Source organism: Microcoleus sp. AT3-D2, from assembly GCF_036705715.1.
GTDB lineage: Bacteria > Cyanobacteriota > Cyanobacteriia > Cyanobacteriales > Microcoleaceae > Microcoleus.
On sequence record NZ_JAUBVE010000022.1, the window covers coordinates 1 to 15727 of the forward strand.

General features: G+C 43.3%; 18 protein-coding genes. 14 read left to right on the forward strand and 4 right to left on the reverse strand.

All coding sequences use genetic code 11. The features are described 5' to 3' along the window. The first annotated feature begins 99 nt into the window (after positions 1-99). The 4 genes from QUB44_RS12225 (at position 100) to QUB44_RS12240 (ending at position 2766) form a co-directional block, all read left to right on the forward strand. Positions 100-459 carry a DUF2442 domain-containing protein gene (locus QUB44_RS12225; RefSeq protein ID WP_333367334.1) on the forward strand — a complete coding sequence of 120 codons (360 nt, stop codon included), beginning with the start codon at positions 100-102 and terminating at the stop codon, positions 457-459. A 225-nt stretch (positions 460-684) separates the two neighbouring features. Beyond that, the gene (locus tag QUB44_RS12230; RefSeq protein ID WP_333367337.1) at positions 685-1074 is read left to right on the forward strand and encodes an EndoU domain-containing protein; all 390 of its coding nucleotides are present in this window, start codon (positions 685-687) and stop codon (positions 1072-1074) included. A gap of 23 nt (positions 1075-1097) precedes the next feature. Further along, positions 1098-1364, forward strand: coding sequence for a MafI family immunity protein (locus QUB44_RS12235; RefSeq protein ID WP_333367340.1), 267 nt, complete (start codon positions 1098-1100; stop codon positions 1362-1364). 79 nt (positions 1365-1443) lie between these two features. After that, entirely contained in the window at positions 1444-2766 is a 1323-nt protein-coding gene (locus tag QUB44_RS12240) for a 3-isopropylmalate dehydratase large subunit (protein WP_333367343.1), read from the forward strand. A 215-nt stretch (positions 2767-2981) separates the two neighbouring features. Here QUB44_RS12240 and QUB44_RS12245 read toward each other — a convergent pair whose 3' ends face one another. Together QUB44_RS12245 and QUB44_RS12250 are read right to left on the reverse strand one after the other, a co-directional pair. Beyond that, positions 2982-3380: a transcriptional regulator gene (locus QUB44_RS12245; protein ID WP_333367346.1), complete on the reverse strand. Its 399-nt coding sequence runs from the start codon at positions 3378-3380 to the stop codon at positions 2982-2984. Further along, a complete protein-coding gene (locus QUB44_RS12250; RefSeq protein WP_333367349.1) occupies positions 3364-3663 on the reverse strand; it encodes a type II toxin-antitoxin system HigB family toxin in 300 nt (99 codons plus the stop codon). The genes QUB44_RS12245 and QUB44_RS12250 overlap by 17 nt, the downstream gene beginning before the upstream one ends. 616 nt (positions 3664-4279) lie before the next feature. On the opposite strand from QUB44_RS12250, the gene QUB44_RS12255 reads away from it, so the two are divergent. The 3 genes from QUB44_RS12255 (at position 4280) to QUB44_RS12265 (ending at position 6195) form a co-directional block, all read left to right on the forward strand. Continuing rightward, on the forward strand, positions 4280-4534 hold the full coding sequence (locus QUB44_RS12255) for a hypothetical protein (RefSeq protein ID WP_333367353.1): 255 nt from the start codon (positions 4280-4282) through the stop codon (positions 4532-4534). 345 nt (positions 4535-4879) lie between these two features. Next, complete coding sequence (gene aqpZ, locus QUB44_RS12260) at positions 4880-5578, forward strand: aquaporin Z (protein WP_333367356.1); 699 nt, start codon at positions 4880-4882, stop codon at positions 5576-5578. A gap of 128 nt (positions 5579-5706) precedes the next feature. After that, complete coding sequence (locus QUB44_RS12265; RefSeq protein WP_333367359.1) at positions 5707-6195, forward strand: gluconokinase; 489 nt, start codon at positions 5707-5709, stop codon at positions 6193-6195. A gap of 416 nt (positions 6196-6611) precedes the next feature. Here the strand turns inward: QUB44_RS12265 and QUB44_RS12270 are convergent, their stop codons facing one another. Further along, entirely contained in the window at positions 6612-7589 is a 978-nt protein-coding gene (locus QUB44_RS12270; RefSeq protein ID WP_333367362.1) for a carbohydrate kinase, read from the reverse strand. Between the two features lie 444 nt (positions 7590-8033). Between QUB44_RS12270 and QUB44_RS12275 the strand changes: the two genes are divergently transcribed. The 7 genes from QUB44_RS12275 to QUB44_RS12305 all read left to right on the forward strand — a co-directional run bounded on the left by QUB44_RS12275 (position 8034) and on the right by QUB44_RS12305 (position 14458). After that, entirely contained in the window at positions 8034-8309 is a 276-nt protein-coding gene (locus tag QUB44_RS12275; protein WP_333367365.1) for a photosynthetic electron transport-dependent transcriptional regulator PedR, read from the forward strand. 34 nt (positions 8310-8343) lie between these two features. After that, complete coding sequence (locus QUB44_RS12280) at positions 8344-8625, forward strand: hypothetical protein (protein WP_333163930.1); 282 nt, start codon at positions 8344-8346, stop codon at positions 8623-8625. Between the two features lie 102 nt (positions 8626-8727). After that, positions 8728-10002 (forward strand): histidine--tRNA ligase, encoded by a 1275-nt coding sequence (hisS, locus tag QUB44_RS12285; protein WP_333367369.1) that lies wholly within the window; start codon positions 8728-8730, stop codon positions 10000-10002. 138 nt (positions 10003-10140) lie between these two features. Beyond that, a complete protein-coding gene (locus QUB44_RS12290; RefSeq protein ID WP_333367373.1) occupies positions 10141-10890 on the forward strand; it encodes a Uma2 family endonuclease in 750 nt (249 codons plus the stop codon). Between the two features lie 96 nt (positions 10891-10986). Next, on the forward strand, positions 10987-12129 hold the full coding sequence (locus tag QUB44_RS12295; RefSeq protein ID WP_333367375.1) for a DNA cytosine methyltransferase: 1143 nt from the start codon (positions 10987-10989) through the stop codon (positions 12127-12129). A 17-nt stretch (positions 12130-12146) separates the two neighbouring features. Next, positions 12147-13859: an AAA family ATPase gene (locus QUB44_RS12300; protein WP_333367380.1), complete on the forward strand. Its 1713-nt coding sequence runs from the start codon at positions 12147-12149 to the stop codon at positions 13857-13859. Between the two features lie 2 nt (positions 13860-13861). Further along, entirely contained in the window at positions 13862-14458 is a 597-nt protein-coding gene (locus tag QUB44_RS12305; RefSeq protein ID WP_333367383.1) for a hypothetical protein, read from the forward strand. On the opposite strand, the gene QUB44_RS12310 is transcribed toward QUB44_RS12305, so the two are convergent. Next, positions 14459-15697 (reverse strand): class I SAM-dependent methyltransferase, encoded by a 1239-nt coding sequence (locus tag QUB44_RS12310; RefSeq protein WP_333367386.1) that lies wholly within the window; start codon positions 15695-15697, stop codon positions 14459-14461. Positions 15698-15727: the final 30 nt, after the last annotated feature.

The window sequence follows — 15727 nt, forward strand, 5'->3', positions numbered from 1 at the left end:
ATAAGTTAAGAGTTGGGATTCAATCCAGTAAAGCAAAACTTTCCATTATATCATAAAATTATTTTGCAAGAGGTCTATTAGAAGCATGGAGACAAATTCATGGAGAAACTTGAATTCACAGAAGCAGCACTTAAAGAACAACTCGATCGCGCCGAAGCTGCCGCCATCCTTGCCAATGCTACCGAACCCCGCGCCCGTTGGGCCTGCTACGATCGCACCTCCGGCAATATCGTCATTCACCTCAAAGATGGTTCCACCTTCATGTTCCCCCATCACCTGGGACAAGGGCTAGCCAACGCCACCCCAGATGACCTCGCCGCCGTCGAAGTTACACCGTCCGGTATCGGCTTACATTGGGAAACCCTCGATGTCGATTTAACAGTCCCATCCCTCCTCAGAGGCATTTACGGCACTAAAACCTGGATGGAACAACTCCACCAGCAACAAACTGTTGCCTAGCCCGGTTTCGCTCAAAGCACGAATCATTATCCATCGACTTGCGATCGCTCCAAATCGGAAATTGCAGCAAAAAATGCGGATGCTTTAATAAATTATTGACCGATGTTTCCACACTATTTGGTAAGGTGCGTCGCTGCGAGATTGTCGCTACGATCGAGGATTGTAGAGGGCGACGCACCCTACATACAGCTACTATAAAATTATGGCAATATCCAAAAGCCATCTATGAACAATAATTCTTCAGGCAATATTCCCGGTGGAGTTGATGTCGATAATCTATCTCAAATCAACTCTCAGCAACGGACACATATTCTCGATAGTGACACAACAGGAGGCGGTCACGGCCCTGGTAGAGGAATTTCTGGTAAAAGTGAATTTCCCGCGCACTGGAGCGATGAGCAGACTATCAATTATATTTCGGAGGTGATTCAAGACCCTAATTCTCAGTGGGTTCAGCGAACAGGTCAACCGGGCAGTAAATATACGATTGCTGGTAAGCCCGTAAGATGGCAGATTGAAGGAACTAGAGATAGTGTTAATATTAAGGTAATAGTAGAACCTGATGGGAGAGGAATCATTACAGCTTTCCCAACGAATCTACCTAAAAATCCCTAGCAATGTTGTCAGGATCTAAACAAATGTTTGACTATAAAGTTGTAGAAAGTAAACTCCATCAAGTCATTAACATCATCAAACCACAACTTTCAGAAACTCAAGTAGAATTTATAATTTCAGACATTCAGGCTGGCGAGTGGAATTTGGCGTTAGAGACTGTCTGCGATCTTCTCATTGAAGAAGAGATTCCTCTAGATTTAAAGGGTTATGAACTCTTGGAAGAAGTAGGCAATACTTTGAACATGGAACAAGAAACTTGGGAGATGCTAAAAGTCCAAGTAGCTCCTTGAGGTCAGTATCCTCGGTAACAGGGAATGTTTCGCTTACAATTACAGTATGTAGCATCTAACAAAAAAGAGCGATCGAACTATGGGAATGACCCTGACCGAAAAAATCTTAGCCAAAGCATCAGGCCGCACTAAAGTTGAGCCCGGAGAAAACATTTGGGTAGAAACCGACGTGTTGATGACCCACGATGTCTGCGGGCCAGGCACCATCGGCGTTTTCAAACGCGAATTCGGCGAGAATGCTAAAGTCTGGAATCCCGACAAAATCGTCCTAATTCCCGACCACTACATTTTCACCAACGACGAACGCGCTAACCGCAACGTCGATATTCTCCGCGATTTTGCCAAAGAACAAGGGATAAAATACTTTTACGACATCACGGATCGATCGGACTTCAAAGCAAATCCCGACTACAAAGGAGTTTGCCACATCGCGCTAGCACAAGAAGGCCACACCAGACCGGGCGAAGTGCTCTTCGGCACAGATTCCCACACCTGCAATGCCGGGGCTTTCGGACAATTTGCCACCGGTATCGGCAATACAGACGCGGCTTTTATCATGGGAACCGGCAAACTGTTAATCAAAGTTCCGGCAACCATGCGCTTTGTACTCAACGGCGAACTGCCGGATTATTTGTTAGCAAAAGACCTGATTTTGCAGATTATTGGTGATATTAGCGTGGCCGGTGCTAACTACCGGACAATGGAATTTGCGGGCGATACAGTTGAGCGTTTGACGATGGAAGAACGGATGACGCTGTGCAATATGGTGATTGAAGCTGGTGGTAAAAACGGCACGGTTGCGCCCGACAAAACTACGTTTGATTACGTTACTTCTCGGACTGATAAACCCTTCGATTCATTTTACAGCGATGGGGATGCTAAATTTTATAGCGATCGCACTTACGATGTCACCCAATTAGAACCAGTCGTCGCCAAACCGCACTCTCCCGACAACCGCGAATTAGCCCGCAACTGTCGCGATGTCAAGATCGATCGAGTTTACATCGGTTCCTGCACCGGCGGCAAAACCTCCGACTTTCTGAATGCCGCCCGCATTCTCAAAGGAAACCAAGTCAAAGTTCCGACTTATTTAGTACCAGCAACTCAGAAAGTTTACGAAGATTTGTTTGTCACAAAATACGAGGGTCAAACGCTTTCGGAAATCTTCTTAGCTGCAGGCTGTATTGAACCCGCAGCGCCTTCTTGCGCCGCTTGTTTGGGTGGCCCAAAAGATACTTTCGGGCGGATGAACGAACCCGAAATTTGCGTGTCTACAACTAACCGGAATTTCCCCGGCCGCATGGGGAACAAAGAAGCGCAAGTTTATCTAGCTTCGCCTTACACGGCGGCGGCTTCTGCCCTGACTGGGTATGTCACCGATCCGCGCGAATTCCTGTGTTAGATAGTTGCTTTTTACCAGTTGTAGGGTGCGTCAGACTTTCACTCTAGAATTTATCGAGGGTTTCGGATATGACGCACCTTATATTATGTTCGATCGATTAGTCTCGATCTGGGCGGGGGCGGGTTTATTGTATTGTCGATTCTAGGCAAATATTATTGGTGAATCCGCCCCTACAAGACATGGAATTAGATTGTAACCGATCGATTCATCTTAAATTAAATGAACAAGCTAGGTGAGATTTGAAAATAATCGCCGAGTGCCTTAGCTTGTGCTTTGCTAATGGATCGCTTGCCGTTCACAACTTCAGATACTACGCCGCTAGATCCGATGATACCTACCAAGTCTGCTTGGCGGGTGCCGGTGGATTCCATGATATGTTGCAAAATCTCATGAGGTTCGGATTTGTCTATCGGATAGTTTTCTGTCTCGTAAACTTCTATCAAAGTGACTAACAACTTGTATAAAACTTTCTCCTCTGGAGTGAGGTTTTTAGCAAATGTTAGCCTTTCTGCAACTGCCAGGAGGCGATCGTATTCTTCCTCAGTTTCGATCGCCTTGGGAGCAATTTCTGCGAGCAAGTTGCTGTAAGTCGTTAGGTCAAAAGTAAGGGTCATTTTTCCATTTTTCTTTGTCGTATTCAGAGTGGGTTAGGAAATATTTGTAGAAAACAGTTTGGTTCTCATAGTTAATCCCAACAATCAGGCGGTAGTCGTTGCCTTTGATATTAAAGACGGTAAAGTTTCCTACTGCTTCGGCATCCCGATAAATTTTGCGAACATCCTCCAAATTCTGCCATTCCGCTTTGTTGACAGTTTCTTTCCAAATCTCAATTTGGTTTTTGACATCCGGGTACTTAGCAGCATCATTACGGAGGTTGCGGAGCGAAATTAGGTGCATTTGTTTTTAGTTTTTTGGTGGTTTTGTACTGCATCTCTTTCCCCTCGCTAACGTGGCTTATTTCATCACTTTATGCAGGACTTACTCACAGATTTTATCTGTATAGCGATCGCTGTCCACCAGAACTCTACAAGTGATGTAAAATTTCGGTTATGCAGCGTAATACCAAATCCGGGTTAGGCCTCTCCTTTATTGTCATTGCGAGCGAAGCAAAGCAATCGCAGAGAGGGAAGCGATTGGTTCGCTTCGCTCGCAATGACGGAATATTTATCACAGGGGTGGTAAACTCGGATTTGGTATAAGTCCTGTTTGTATACTTATACTCTCATTTTGAGAGGAAGATGTCAAGGGTCGATCGGGTAAACATTTTTTAAGCCGCGTAGGTGAGTTGTGTTTGTGCAGTACGCACTGTGCACCCTACTTGAATTGACAGGAGATTTACTTTGAAAACACTATTTTTGGCTTGGCAAAGCCCGGGCAGCGGTTCTTGGTTTCCGATTGGTCGATTGACATTTAACGGTAAAGAATACCAGTTCAATTATACAAATGGTGTTCTAGAAGCTCAACTTATCTCCGGGTTTAAACCGTTGCTGTCGTTGAATTTTATCATTGCGGCTTGCTGCTTTGTACTGAAAATGACTGGATTGTAAGCTATTGTCAGCGCTATCTTTTAGATGATATTTTTAAAATTATCTCGCAGCATCCAGCATTGGTTCGCGTAGAAGTCGATCGCCTCAACCAACCCCCAACGCCGCTCAAGTTCCGCTTGCTGTGCAAGATGACCGCCGATTGGCGAGGCTTTCGCCCCTTCCAAGGCCCGATGTACCAGCCGGTTAGCAGTGATGTTTTAGCTGCAAGTGCGATCGGATAATCAGCAACAATAAGTAAAATTACGATCGCATAATTAGGGAAGAAGTCAAGTTAATTATTGTGAATTGAATACAGATTGAATACAGAAAATTGCACAATTTAGACGAATAATTAGCTAAGTGTTGACATTGTTTCCATAATAGAGTATGTTTGAGCTAATTTATCGATTCCCAATTTCGCATTCTCAGTTAAGCCCATACAATTTCTGAAAATTAGAGTTATATATTGCTAATGATTTCGATTAGTATTGTTGCGCTGAGTGAAACAAATTCCAGTTCTAATTATTATAATTAGAACTTGTATGGGTGCGAAATTGACAGATTAGAAACTTCCGCAAATTGTGAGTATGAACAAAAAAATAAAGATAGGGGTTGCTGAAGCTTTTGGTACTTTTGTGTTGGTATTAGGTGGATGTGGCAGTGCGGTTTTAGCTGGAGATAAAATCGGCTTTTTGGGAGTTTCGATCGCCTTTGGCTTGTCTCTCTTAATCATGGTTTATACGATCGGCCCTATCTCTGGATGCCACATTAATCCGGCGGTAAGCATCGGTTTAGTAGTTGCAAAACTGATCGATGCTGTTTTGCTTCCTTATTATATAGGAGGTCAGATTGTAGGGGGAATTTTAGGCGGTCTTGTTTTGTACATGATAGCATCAGGAAAACCGGGTTTTGATGCGGCGGCTTCAGGATTTGCGTCTAACGGTTTTGAACAACATTCTCCCACTGGTTACGGACTTTTGGCAGCAGCTTTGACGGAAATTGTACTAACTGCTTTTCTGTTATTTACAATCATGGGTACTACCCATCCCAAATATCCCGTCGGTTTGGGCGGAATTCCCATCGGCTTGATGCTGGTGTTGATTCACTTAATCGGAATTCCCGTAACCAATACTTCAGTTAACCCAGCTAGAAGTATCGGTGTTGCACTTTTTCAAGGCGGATGGGCAATCCAACAGTTGTGGGCGTTTATTGTATTCCCAGTGATTGGTGGAATTATCGGCGTTTTGGCTTATAATCTCATTAAACCCACTATGGAAGAAATTTGATCGAGAATCAAAAATAAACCGGGTTTATTGAATTTTTTAGGGTGGTAGAATTCATCCGGCAACTTAAGAAACCCGGTTTGTCGATCGCACAACTTGATAAAATTGCAAGTATTCGGTAAATAGGTGCCATGATTACGATCGTGATGGGAGTCTCAGGTTCTGGCAAAACTACTGTTGGCAAGTTGCTGGCGCAATCTCTCAACTGGGATTTCAGCGATGCTGACGATTTTCACCCATCAGCTAATATCGATAAAATGAGTCGGGGCATTCCTTTAGAAGATGCGGATCGCCTTCCTTGGCTATTACAATTGCAAGGTACAATAGACAGGTGGCTGTTGGAAAATAAAAATGTGGTTTTGGCTTGTTCTGCTTTAAAAACCTCTTACCGCGAAATGCTCTACCGAGACCAAAAGCGCATGAAGATAGTTTATCTAAAATGTTCTTTTCAGCTATTAGCCACAAGGTTAAAAACTCGCGAAAATCACTACATGAAAGCAGACTTGCTGTTAAGTCAGTTAAACAGTCTCGAAGAACCTGAAGATGCAATTATCATAGATGCTTCGCAGCCGTTAGAGTTGATTTTGCGCCAAATTAAAAATCATCTGATGTGCGGTTAATTGCCCACAATAAAACCTCTAAGACCAAATCAGGCTTAAATACCCCTTGATTTCTTAGTTTCTCTCAGCTAGGAGGAGAGTTTGTATAGGAATCCTCACATCATTTGTGAATTTATTACGGACTCTCTGCGGGTTCGGGGAGGGTTGGGGTGCGGTAAAAAATTTACGACTCCTGCAAGGATTGCTATATATAGCAAAACCATTTGATTTGTAAACAATGGATTCAATCATCACAAACGTTTCAGGTGGTTCTACATTCACGACTCAAATAGACTTGCTATAGTATGGATTTCAAACAGCCGGATTGATATTTTTTAAGGCGGATTTAGTATAAGAGTTATTTTTTTTTCTGATTAACCGAGTTTCTGAACCAAAATTAGCCCCCTCTCCGTTTCCAGACTGATAGGTTTGCGGCCCTAATTTTTGTACAAATATAAGAAAGCTTCTACTTCAGCCGCGGTTGGTTGAGATCTAATTGCCCCGGGTTTCATCGCTGTCATCGCACCTACCGCACTGGCATAAGTTACAATTGTTTGGGCTATTTTGGGATCGGCTAAATTCTTAATTCCATGCTTGCACAACTGCCGCACAAAACCAGCCAGAAATGCGTCGCCTGCACCTGTTGTATCCTCAACATCTACTGTAAATGCGGGGATTTTTCCTTCATTTTCCGAGATACAATAGGCGCAACCTTTCTCGCCCGCAGTCACCAAAACGCCTTCTACAGAATCGAGACGGTAGGTAATAGATCCTGCGTCGGTAGTGTCAAACAACCATTCGGCTTCTTCCTCAGATAACTTGACAAAATCAACTTTTTTTAAAACTTTTCTAATACGCGCTTTTGCTTCGTCTGGATTTGGCCAAAACACGGGACGCCAATTGATGTCAAGTATAATTTTAATGTCATACTGTTCTGCTAGTTCGATCGCTCGGACGATCGCCTCTCGACTTTCAGGATAAGCTAATTCTAAAGTGCCTAGCACTAAATATTCGGCATTTTCAAACAGCACTTCGGGTAGTTGTGCAGCGAGGAGGCGGGTGTCGGCAAACTCCGCAGTATCAAATTTGCCAAAACCGGCAAAAGATCGATCGCCCGCTTCATTCCGCAAGACATAAACTTGCCGCGTAGGCGCACTTGGATGTCGCTGCACTCCAGCGATATCAACCCCTACTTCTTGCAATACCTGCACTAGGGAATTCCCCAATTCATCCCCACCTACAGCACCGATAAATCCCGCCATCGTCCCCAATTTAACCAAAGCACAGGCAACATTAGCAGGAGCACCGCCGGGATATGCCGTCCAAGATTCTACCTCTTCGAGAGATACTCCTGGTTTGTCTGCTAAACAATCAAATAAGATTTCACCCAGACACAGAACGCGAGGATAAGTCATATCTATTTTAGATTTTAGATTTTAGATTTTAGACCAGCAGTAGACAGATTAATAATTATTTTTAACCCATCCCAGAAAAATTGCAAGCTATTTTTTAATAGCTGCTCCTATAATATCAGACTTACTGATACTGGCAGTTACTCGCTCAACGCATAAGTGCAGTGCGGGCGTATCAGTTGTTTTACCTGAAAACATCTGCGGGTTTGGCCCGGATGTCAGATGCGCGCAGGTAAAGGAATCACCCGCCACCGGAACGGTGCCAGCAGTGCAAGTCGGTGCGGGTCATGCTGTGTCGGCGCTGAGTTTGCACTTTTTGCGATTCTGCAAGCGAGTTGGTGCTTCGGGCCCGAAAGAGTAGCACAGCAAATTTAATTTTCTCTTCATACTTCATCCCTCATCCTCTAGAATTGTAGATAGGTAAATATGCAGACATAGGAAAAATTTATGAGTGGGATTGTCTCTGGGACCCCTGTCACCCTGTCGGACAGAGAATTGCAAGTGGTAGAGTTAGTAGCGGCGGGATTGACTAATGAGAAAATAGCCGAAAAGTTAGAGATTAGCAAGCGTACAGTTGACAACCACATTAGCAATATCTTGAACAAGACGCGCGCTGACAATCGAGTTACGCTTGTACGCTGGGCGTTGCAGTGGGGAAAGGTATGTTTGGACAATATTAACTGCTGTCCTCTACCGCGGCAGATCGATAAAGAAGTATCTTAAGTAGGGGATCAGGTTGGGGACAGGCAAAGAAATGATGCAAACGGCACAAGAAAAACAACTCCGCTATCAAATTCAATGCCCTGGATTGCCACTGGCGGTGTATCGCGAAGTGGCGATCCATTTGCGTCAAGTTGAAGGGGTGGAAACCGGTTTAATTCCGCAGCAGTCGCAGCGGTTTGATTACTACGACAGCCAAGTTGGGGGTTTGTGGATACTGTATCCTGAAGGGTTCGATTTGACAGGTCGCGAGCGGGTCGATCGCATTTTGGCTTATTATGGCGATCGTTATGGAGCGTGGGAATTATTAAGTCATTAGTTATTGGGAATTGTTAGTTGTTGACTATTGACTAATGACTAATAACTAATGACTAATAACTAATGACTAATGACAACTGACAACTGACAACTGACTAACAAAATGAGTGCAATTAAAACTTTACCGGGAACGCGGGATATTTTGCCCGCTGAAATTCAATATTGGCAAAATATAGAAGAAGTCGCTAGAACCATTTTAAAAAAAGCGGCTTATCGAGAAATTCGGACGCCAATTTTTGAACAGACATCTTTATTTGAACGTGGCATCGGCGAAGCTACCGATGTTGTAGGCAAAGAAATGTACACTTTTAAGGATAAGGGCGATCGATCGACTACTTTGCGTCCAGAAGGCACCGCCGGAGTAGTCCGAGCTTTTATTCAAAATAGTTTGTACGCGGCGGGAGACGTGCAGCGTCTGTGGTATGCTGGGCCGATGTTTCGCTACGAACGCGCGCAAGAAGGAAGACAGCGGCAGTTCAATCAAATTGGCGTGGAAGTCTTGGGGAGTGCGAATCCTCGTGCGGATGTCGAAGTAATTGCGATCGCCTGCGACATCCTGCAAACCCTGGGTTTAAAGAATTTGCGTCTCGATATTAATTCTGTCGGGAATAAACAAGACAGACAAAATTATCGGCAAGCTTTGATAGATTATTTTACACCGTACAAAGACAAATTAGACGCGGATTCTCAAGATCGCTTGACTCGCAATCCGCTGCGGATTTTGGACAGCAAAAATCCGCCCACTCAAGAAATTGTAGCTGGTGCGCCGAGTATTTTGAACTATTTAGGAGAGGAATCGCGATCGCACTTCGAGCAAGTGCAGCTTATGCTCACAAATTTAGGAATTAGCTATCAGTTAAATCCCAGATTAGTGCGCGGTTTAGATTACTATACCTATACCGCATTTGAAATTATCTCCGACGATTTGGGAGCGCAAGCCACAGTTTGCGGAGGCGGCCGCTACGACGGTTTAGTAAAGGAATTGGGCGGCCCAGATACGGCGGCAGTCGGTTGGGCAATGGGTATCGAAAGGTTGATTATCCTGCTGCAAAAGTTGCAACCTTTGCCAGTACCAAAGCAGGATTTTTATTTGGTATCCAGGGGCGAAAAAGCAGAACAGCAATCGGTATTGTTAGCACAAAAATTGCGGAGTGCGGGGTTTAGCGTCGAGATAGATTTGAGCGGTAGTGCTTTCGGGAAACAGTTTAAAAGAGCCGACAGAAGCGGTGCTGTTGCGTGTTTAGTTTTGGGAGATGCGGAAGCTGAAAACGAGACGGTACAATTGAAGTGGTTGGCGAGTGGTGAACAAAGTGCGATCGCACAATCAGAACTACTAGCAATGACCACCGAACTACAGCAGAAAATTAACAACCCTTAAAACTCTCAGTTCCTCGTTACCAGGCTCTGCCCGGTAACGCATATCCAGAGGCTCTGCCTCGTCATTAAGCCATTAACATTAATCCCAAAAACCAAGAGATATAATTTAAGCATTAAAACATTTAACCTCTGATAAACTATGTCTGTAGCAACTAAAAATGCTGAAACACAACTCACAATCACCTGGCCGCTGCTACCAGAAGATTTTCAACTACCAGACGACCCCGTAGAAGACGAAAGCCAACCATTGTTAGCCGCCGCTTTGCGTCAGCCGCTAACAGCATTTCCAGAATTAATGCAGGATGCCTTAATTGTTTCCAACTTTGCCTTGTGCGCCGGCATAAGTTTCCCAGGTTCAAGCAGCGACGAACAGCGCATTATCTGCAAAACGCCAAATTGGATGTACGTGAAACCCGTCAATCCAAAAAATGTCTCGCAAGTCCGCCGCAGTTACACCCCACACACAGAAGGAACCATCCCCCAAATCGTGATGGAATTTCTTTCAGAAACCTATGGAGAAGAATACTCCGTTGAATTTACCTCGCGGGTGGGAAAGTGGTATTTTTACGAGCAAGTAATCAAAGTCCCCCGATACGTCATATTCCGAGCCAAAACAGCTCATTTAGAAGTTTACGCTTTAGAATCAGATCACTACAACTTGCAAAAAGCAGATGAAAACGGACGTTATTGGATACCGGGATTAGACTTGTTTTTAGGAATGTGGCAAGGAACCCACGAAGGGAGAACAGGCTGTTGGTTGAGGTGGTGGAATCCTGAAGGCGAGTTGTTGCTTTGGTCGGAAGAAAGAGCCGATCGCGAAAGACTCCGCGCGGAAAAATTGGCCGAAAAACTGCGTCAAGCGGGGATCGAGTTAGATGACGAAGAGTGAAATATCAATTGATGAGTCGAATACCATGATGTTTTGGTATAATTAATATCTTGTGGTGCAGGCATCCAGCCCGCCCTTGTCCTAATGCGAACTAATATGTTAATCGAACGTCTCAAGCCGATCGCCTGGAAAACCAAACCGCAACTGATATCATTGTTTTCAGGTTGTGGCGGCATGGACTTGCCATTCCACAAAGCGGGGTTTGAAGTAGTTTGGGCGATCGACTCCAATAAATACGCCTGCAAAACATTCAGCAGAAACATTGCTGATGTCATCGTGAACGACAGCATAGAAAATATAGACATTGCACAAGTTCCCGAAGCAGAAATATGTATAGGAGGGTTTCCTTGTCAAGACTTTTCCATGATTTGGAAACGTCCCGGCCTGGAAGGAACCAGAGGCAATTTATATACATACTTTCTCGACTTTGTCAACAAAAAACAGCCCAAAGCTTTTGTAGCAGAAAATGTCAAAGGTTTATTAAGTGCGAATAATTATCAAGCAATAAAACAAATAATTTCCGACTTTGAAAGTATAGCTCCTGGCTACTTAGTTAAACCTAAACTCTACAACTTTGCGGATTACGGAGTTCCCCAATTTCGCCAAAGAGTTTTATTAGTTGGCATTCGGATGGATACAGAATTTAATTTTGTGCATCCTCAGCCCAAATACGGACAAAATCGTAAATATCCTTATCGCACAGCAGGTGAAGCACTCAAAAATGTGGAAAAAGTGAAATATAATCAGGAACATCAGAAAATTCAGCCTCGAACCATTGAAATTTTGAGTCTAATTAACCCCGGAGGGAATTTTACTGATATTCCTAAGGATAGTCCATACTATGTAAAAGGCATGATCAGTCACGTTTATCGGCGAATTCATCCAGATAAACCCTGTGCTACAATTATTGCTGGTGGTGGTGGCGGTACTTGGGGATATCATTATCCCGAACCCCGTTCATTGACAAATAGGGAAAGAGCTAGGTTGCAAACATTTCCCGATGATTTTATTTTTGAAGGTTCTATTACTGAAGTAAGAAGACAAATTGGCAATGCAGTTCCGCCAGATGGAATAGTTGACGTTGTTGAATCTCTGATTCCGCTATTTAAAGGGAATTATCCGAAAGTAGATTTATACAAGTTAAATCAAAAGTTGCAAATGATGTCAATTAAGGAACGATTAGAACACGCAGAATCAGAAGCTTCTGAACAGCAATTACAGTTGACAGTTACTGTTTAGTCAAGTGAGGTGACTTAATGTCCATACCTAGCATAACTCCAGAAACTCCCTATGTGGACATATCTTTATCAAGAGTAGGGCGACAACGGAAATCAAATCTCAATACTTTTTTTGGCAAAGGGCGACAGAATAAATCTACTGGTAAAGTTATCCCAAGAGATTGGTACGAAGTTGAACTTATTGTGGATAAAAAAACAAGTGATAATCCTATTTACCCAAAAGGTAATTTTATCGCTCATACAGATGATGGTTTAACATTTGCCTGCCAAACTCAGGGAGTCAATTATAAAAACTTTAGATCCAAAGATGATTTAACAATTTTAGGACGTTGGATTAAAGGCAAGCTAGAAAAAAGTGGTGTCCTGAAACAATTTGAACCTGTTACTATCCAGACAATTAAAGCCTATGGTAGAGACTATATCCGTCTGTATAAATTATCTAATTCTGAATACTACCTAGAATTTGATTTATCTATTCACCATAAGACGAATAACAGGCTGAAAAAACTTCACCTAAAATGGGTAGGAACAGCTCCTGAATTCGATGTTCACTTCGCCAAAAGACTCAATTTGTTTACTGGAGACAATGGTCTTGGGAAAACTTTTTTACTAGATATTGCTTGGTGGGGACTAACTGGAAACTGGGTTGGCCAACCTGCTTGGCCTCAACAGATAGAGGGAAAAATACCGGAAGAAACACCAGAAATTACCTATATGTTGAGTTCTCAGACAGATTCTGAGGAATATCGTAGCCTTTTTAGTTTTTTCGAGCAGGAATGGCTGAATCTGCGAATACCTCCCTTTTTAAGAAGCTTGATTGTTTATGTCCGTGTTGATGGTGGATTTTCAGTTTTTGACCCGGCTCGTCAACAGTCCAGTATCTATAACTTTACTTCCGATCATCTTTGGAATGGGTTAAGAACCGATAATAAAGTTCTATGTAATGGTTTAATTCACGATTGGGTCAATTGGCAACGACAGCGAGAAGAGTCTACATTTGAAATATTTTCTTCTGTGATTCGACAACTTTCTCCCCATGCAGATGAATGGATGGAACCGGGAAAGCCAATACGGGTTTCTGTAGAAGATACTCGTGATATTCCTACCCTGAATTTCCCTTATGGAAATGTGCCGATCATCTACGCATCAGCGGGAATAAAACGAATTTTAGGACTTGCTTACTTACTAATGTGGACTTGGTATGAACATACACAAGCATCTAAATTGCGGCAGCAAGAACCTATCGATCAAATAGTCTTTTTAATAGACGAGGTTGAAGCTCACTTACATCCAGCTTGGCAACGATCGATTCTGCCTGCGATATTAGAAGTAGTTAAAAGTCTTAAAAATGAAATGCAAGTTCAGTTAATAGCAACTACTCATTCTCCTCTTGTACTTGCCTCAATTGAGCCTCAATTTGATGAGGAACAAGATAAGTTATTTTTGTTTGAGTTACAAGGTAAAGATGTAACTCTTAATGAAGTTCCTTGGGCAAAACAAGGAGATGCTGTTGGGTGGCTAACTTCAGATATTTTTGGGTTAAAACAGGCTCGTTCCCGCGAAGCAGAAATAGCGATTGAGGCTGCGTATACCTTCATGCGAGGAGAAAGCATGGAAACTTTTCCTGAGTACCTCAGAACTAAGGAGCAAATTCATCAGGAACTCCTGCGAGTTTTACCAGAACACGATCGCTTCTGGCCTCGATGGATTGTGAGCACCGAGGTAGAGTAAAGATGATGCGATTTATTCCCCTACCGGAACCAGCAGAGTTTGAGCAAGAGGTGCGAAAAGCAGGCAATAATTGGTTAGTTAAAAATCCTGGTAAGAACCCAAAAGATTTTTGGTCTACCTTCAAACCTCAATTAGCTGAAGAGTTCCAACATCTTTGTGGCTATTCAGTTATGTTCATACCGAGTGGGATGGGTACTGTAGATCATTATTTGAGTAAAAGTAAAGCAGAAAATCGGGATTTGATTTATGACTGGAAAAACTATCGCTATGCTTTGCAACGGGTAAATAGCTGCAAAGGAATTTACGATAAACAAATTCTCGATCCGTTTGAAGTAGAAGATAATTGGTTTGAGATTATCCTACCTTCTTGTCAGTTGGTTTTGACTGACGCGATTCCTTCCCACGAGCGCGATCGAGCCGAATTTACCCTCAAAAAGTTACAGATTCAGAATAGTGAATGGGTGATAGAACAACGTCAGGAGTGGTATCGGATGTATCGAGAGAACGAACTTAATTTAGAAGGGTTAGAAAAGAAAGCGCCTTTAATCGCTCGTGCGGTTAAAAAACAGCTTAATTCGTTAATAATCAATCTGGAATAATCACTCAGGCACCGTGAAACCTTTGAGCGATTCCCTACGGGATAGCTTCGCTTGCGCGGACTTTTCCTCCTCCCTTAACCCCTTCGACTGCACCAAAACCCCAAAACTCCCCAAACCCATCGGATCGATCAACTGATGCAAAGCCTCCCGTCGGCGCAAAAACGTTGCCAAATCCAATGCTTCCGCATCATTTGCAGACAGAGAAGCAATACGATCGCCCAAACCCAACGTCATCAAAAACAAAGCCTGCTGAGTAAACCCTACCACATCCAAACCGCACAATTCACCCTGCCTTTCCAGCGCCGTAAAATTAACATGAGCCGTTAAATCCTGCCGCCCCACATTAATATAAGGATTATTGTGATATCGGTGGCGGTAATAACATTGCAGCGTCCCCTCCCGGCGCCTCGGATTGTAATAGCGGTGCGCCGGATAGCCGTAATCAATAGTTAACAAATATCCCCGCTGCAACTTTTGAGCAACTATACTCATCCAGTCCCAAGCCGCCAAATTTACCTCACTGCGATAACCATCCCCATAAGAACTCGCCGACAAATCGACTCCCAAGAACTCAAAATATTCAGCAATTTTAGGCGTAGAAACTTCGCCAATTACCTCAACAAAATTTATCTCTTCTTGTTGATTTTTTTGTGTTTCTGTGGTAATATAAATTTCCCGAATTTTCCCTTGTTCCAGAAGAAATTGATGCACGGGTAAAGCATCCACCAATTCATTAGAAAAAAAACAACCGACAATTGAATTATTAACTATCTCATCCCAATTGCACCATTTAACACACTTGATATCACATAACCTTTGCCGTTGTTCTGCTTGAAGTATTGGCGAAATTTCAACAATTATGTATCTTAAAGTTTTAAATAAATCGGGATATTGCAGTTGCAGATATTGCAGCACATTTGCGGCGAAAGTTCCCCGCCCAGCGCCCATTTCTACGATCGCGAAGTTTTGAGGTCGATCGAGAAATTCCCACATTTCCACAAACTGATCCGCCAAAACCTCCGCAAAATCAGCACCCCAATGAGACGACGTGATAAAATCGCCCCCTTTGCCGATCGACGGGCGATCGCTATTATAATAACCGTGCTGCGGATGATATAATGCCAAATTCATATATTCAGCAAAAGTAATACGCCGCTGCGGGCTGGCGGCAATTCTTTCGCAGATTACAGCACAGAGTTCCGGGTTACTATCATTAATATCTGATTGCTGGGATGTCATAATTTTATGAGGCACTTAATCAAGCTGAAC

Excerpts from the sequence above, each read along its gene's own strand:
- QUB44_RS12305 (WP_333367383.1), top strand. The coding sequence starts at position 13,862 with ATGATGCGATTTATTCCCCTACCGGAACCAGCAGAGTTTGAGCAAGAG.
- QUB44_RS12295 (WP_333367375.1), top strand. The coding sequence starts at position 10,987 with ATGTTAATCGAACGTCTCAAGCCGATCGCCTGGAAAACCAAACCGCAA.
- QUB44_RS12290 (WP_333367373.1), top strand. The coding sequence starts at position 10,141 with ATGTCTGTAGCAACTAAAAATGCTGAAACACAACTCACAATCACCTGG.
- QUB44_RS12225 (WP_333367334.1), top strand. The coding sequence starts at position 100 with ATGGAGAAACTTGAATTCACAGAAGCAGCACTTAAAGAACAACTCGAT.
- QUB44_RS12230 (WP_333367337.1), top strand. The coding sequence starts at position 685 with ATGAACAATAATTCTTCAGGCAATATTCCCGGTGGAGTTGATGTCGAT.
- QUB44_RS12270 (WP_333367362.1), bottom strand. The coding sequence starts at position 7,589 with ATGACTTATCCTCGCGTTCTGTGTCTGGGTGAAATCTTATTTGATTGT.
- hisS (WP_333367369.1), top strand. The coding sequence starts at position 8,728 with ATGAGTGCAATTAAAACTTTACCGGGAACGCGGGATATTTTGCCCGCT.
- QUB44_RS12310 (WP_333367386.1), bottom strand. The coding sequence starts at position 15,697 with ATGACATCCCAGCAATCAGATATTAATGATAGTAACCCGGAACTCTGT.
- QUB44_RS12235 (WP_333367340.1), top strand. The coding sequence starts at position 1,098 with ATGTTTGACTATAAAGTTGTAGAAAGTAAACTCCATCAAGTCATTAAC.
- QUB44_RS12245 (WP_333367346.1), bottom strand. The coding sequence starts at position 3,380 with ATGACCCTTACTTTTGACCTAACGACTTACAGCAACTTGCTCGCAGAA.
- QUB44_RS12240 (WP_333367343.1), top strand. The coding sequence starts at position 1,444 with ATGGGAATGACCCTGACCGAAAAAATCTTAGCCAAAGCATCAGGCCGC.
- aqpZ (WP_333367356.1), top strand. The coding sequence starts at position 4,880 with ATGAACAAAAAAATAAAGATAGGGGTTGCTGAAGCTTTTGGTACTTTT.
- QUB44_RS12280 (WP_333163930.1), top strand. The coding sequence starts at position 8,344 with ATGCAAACGGCACAAGAAAAACAACTCCGCTATCAAATTCAATGCCCT.
- QUB44_RS12250 (WP_333367349.1), bottom strand. The coding sequence starts at position 3,663 with ATGCACCTAATTTCGCTCCGCAACCTCCGTAATGATGCTGCTAAGTAC.
- QUB44_RS12265 (WP_333367359.1), top strand. The coding sequence starts at position 5,707 with ATGATTACGATCGTGATGGGAGTCTCAGGTTCTGGCAAAACTACTGTT.
- QUB44_RS12275 (WP_333367365.1), top strand. The coding sequence starts at position 8,034 with ATGAGTGGGATTGTCTCTGGGACCCCTGTCACCCTGTCGGACAGAGAA.
- QUB44_RS12300 (WP_333367380.1), top strand. The coding sequence starts at position 12,147 with ATGTCCATACCTAGCATAACTCCAGAAACTCCCTATGTGGACATATCT.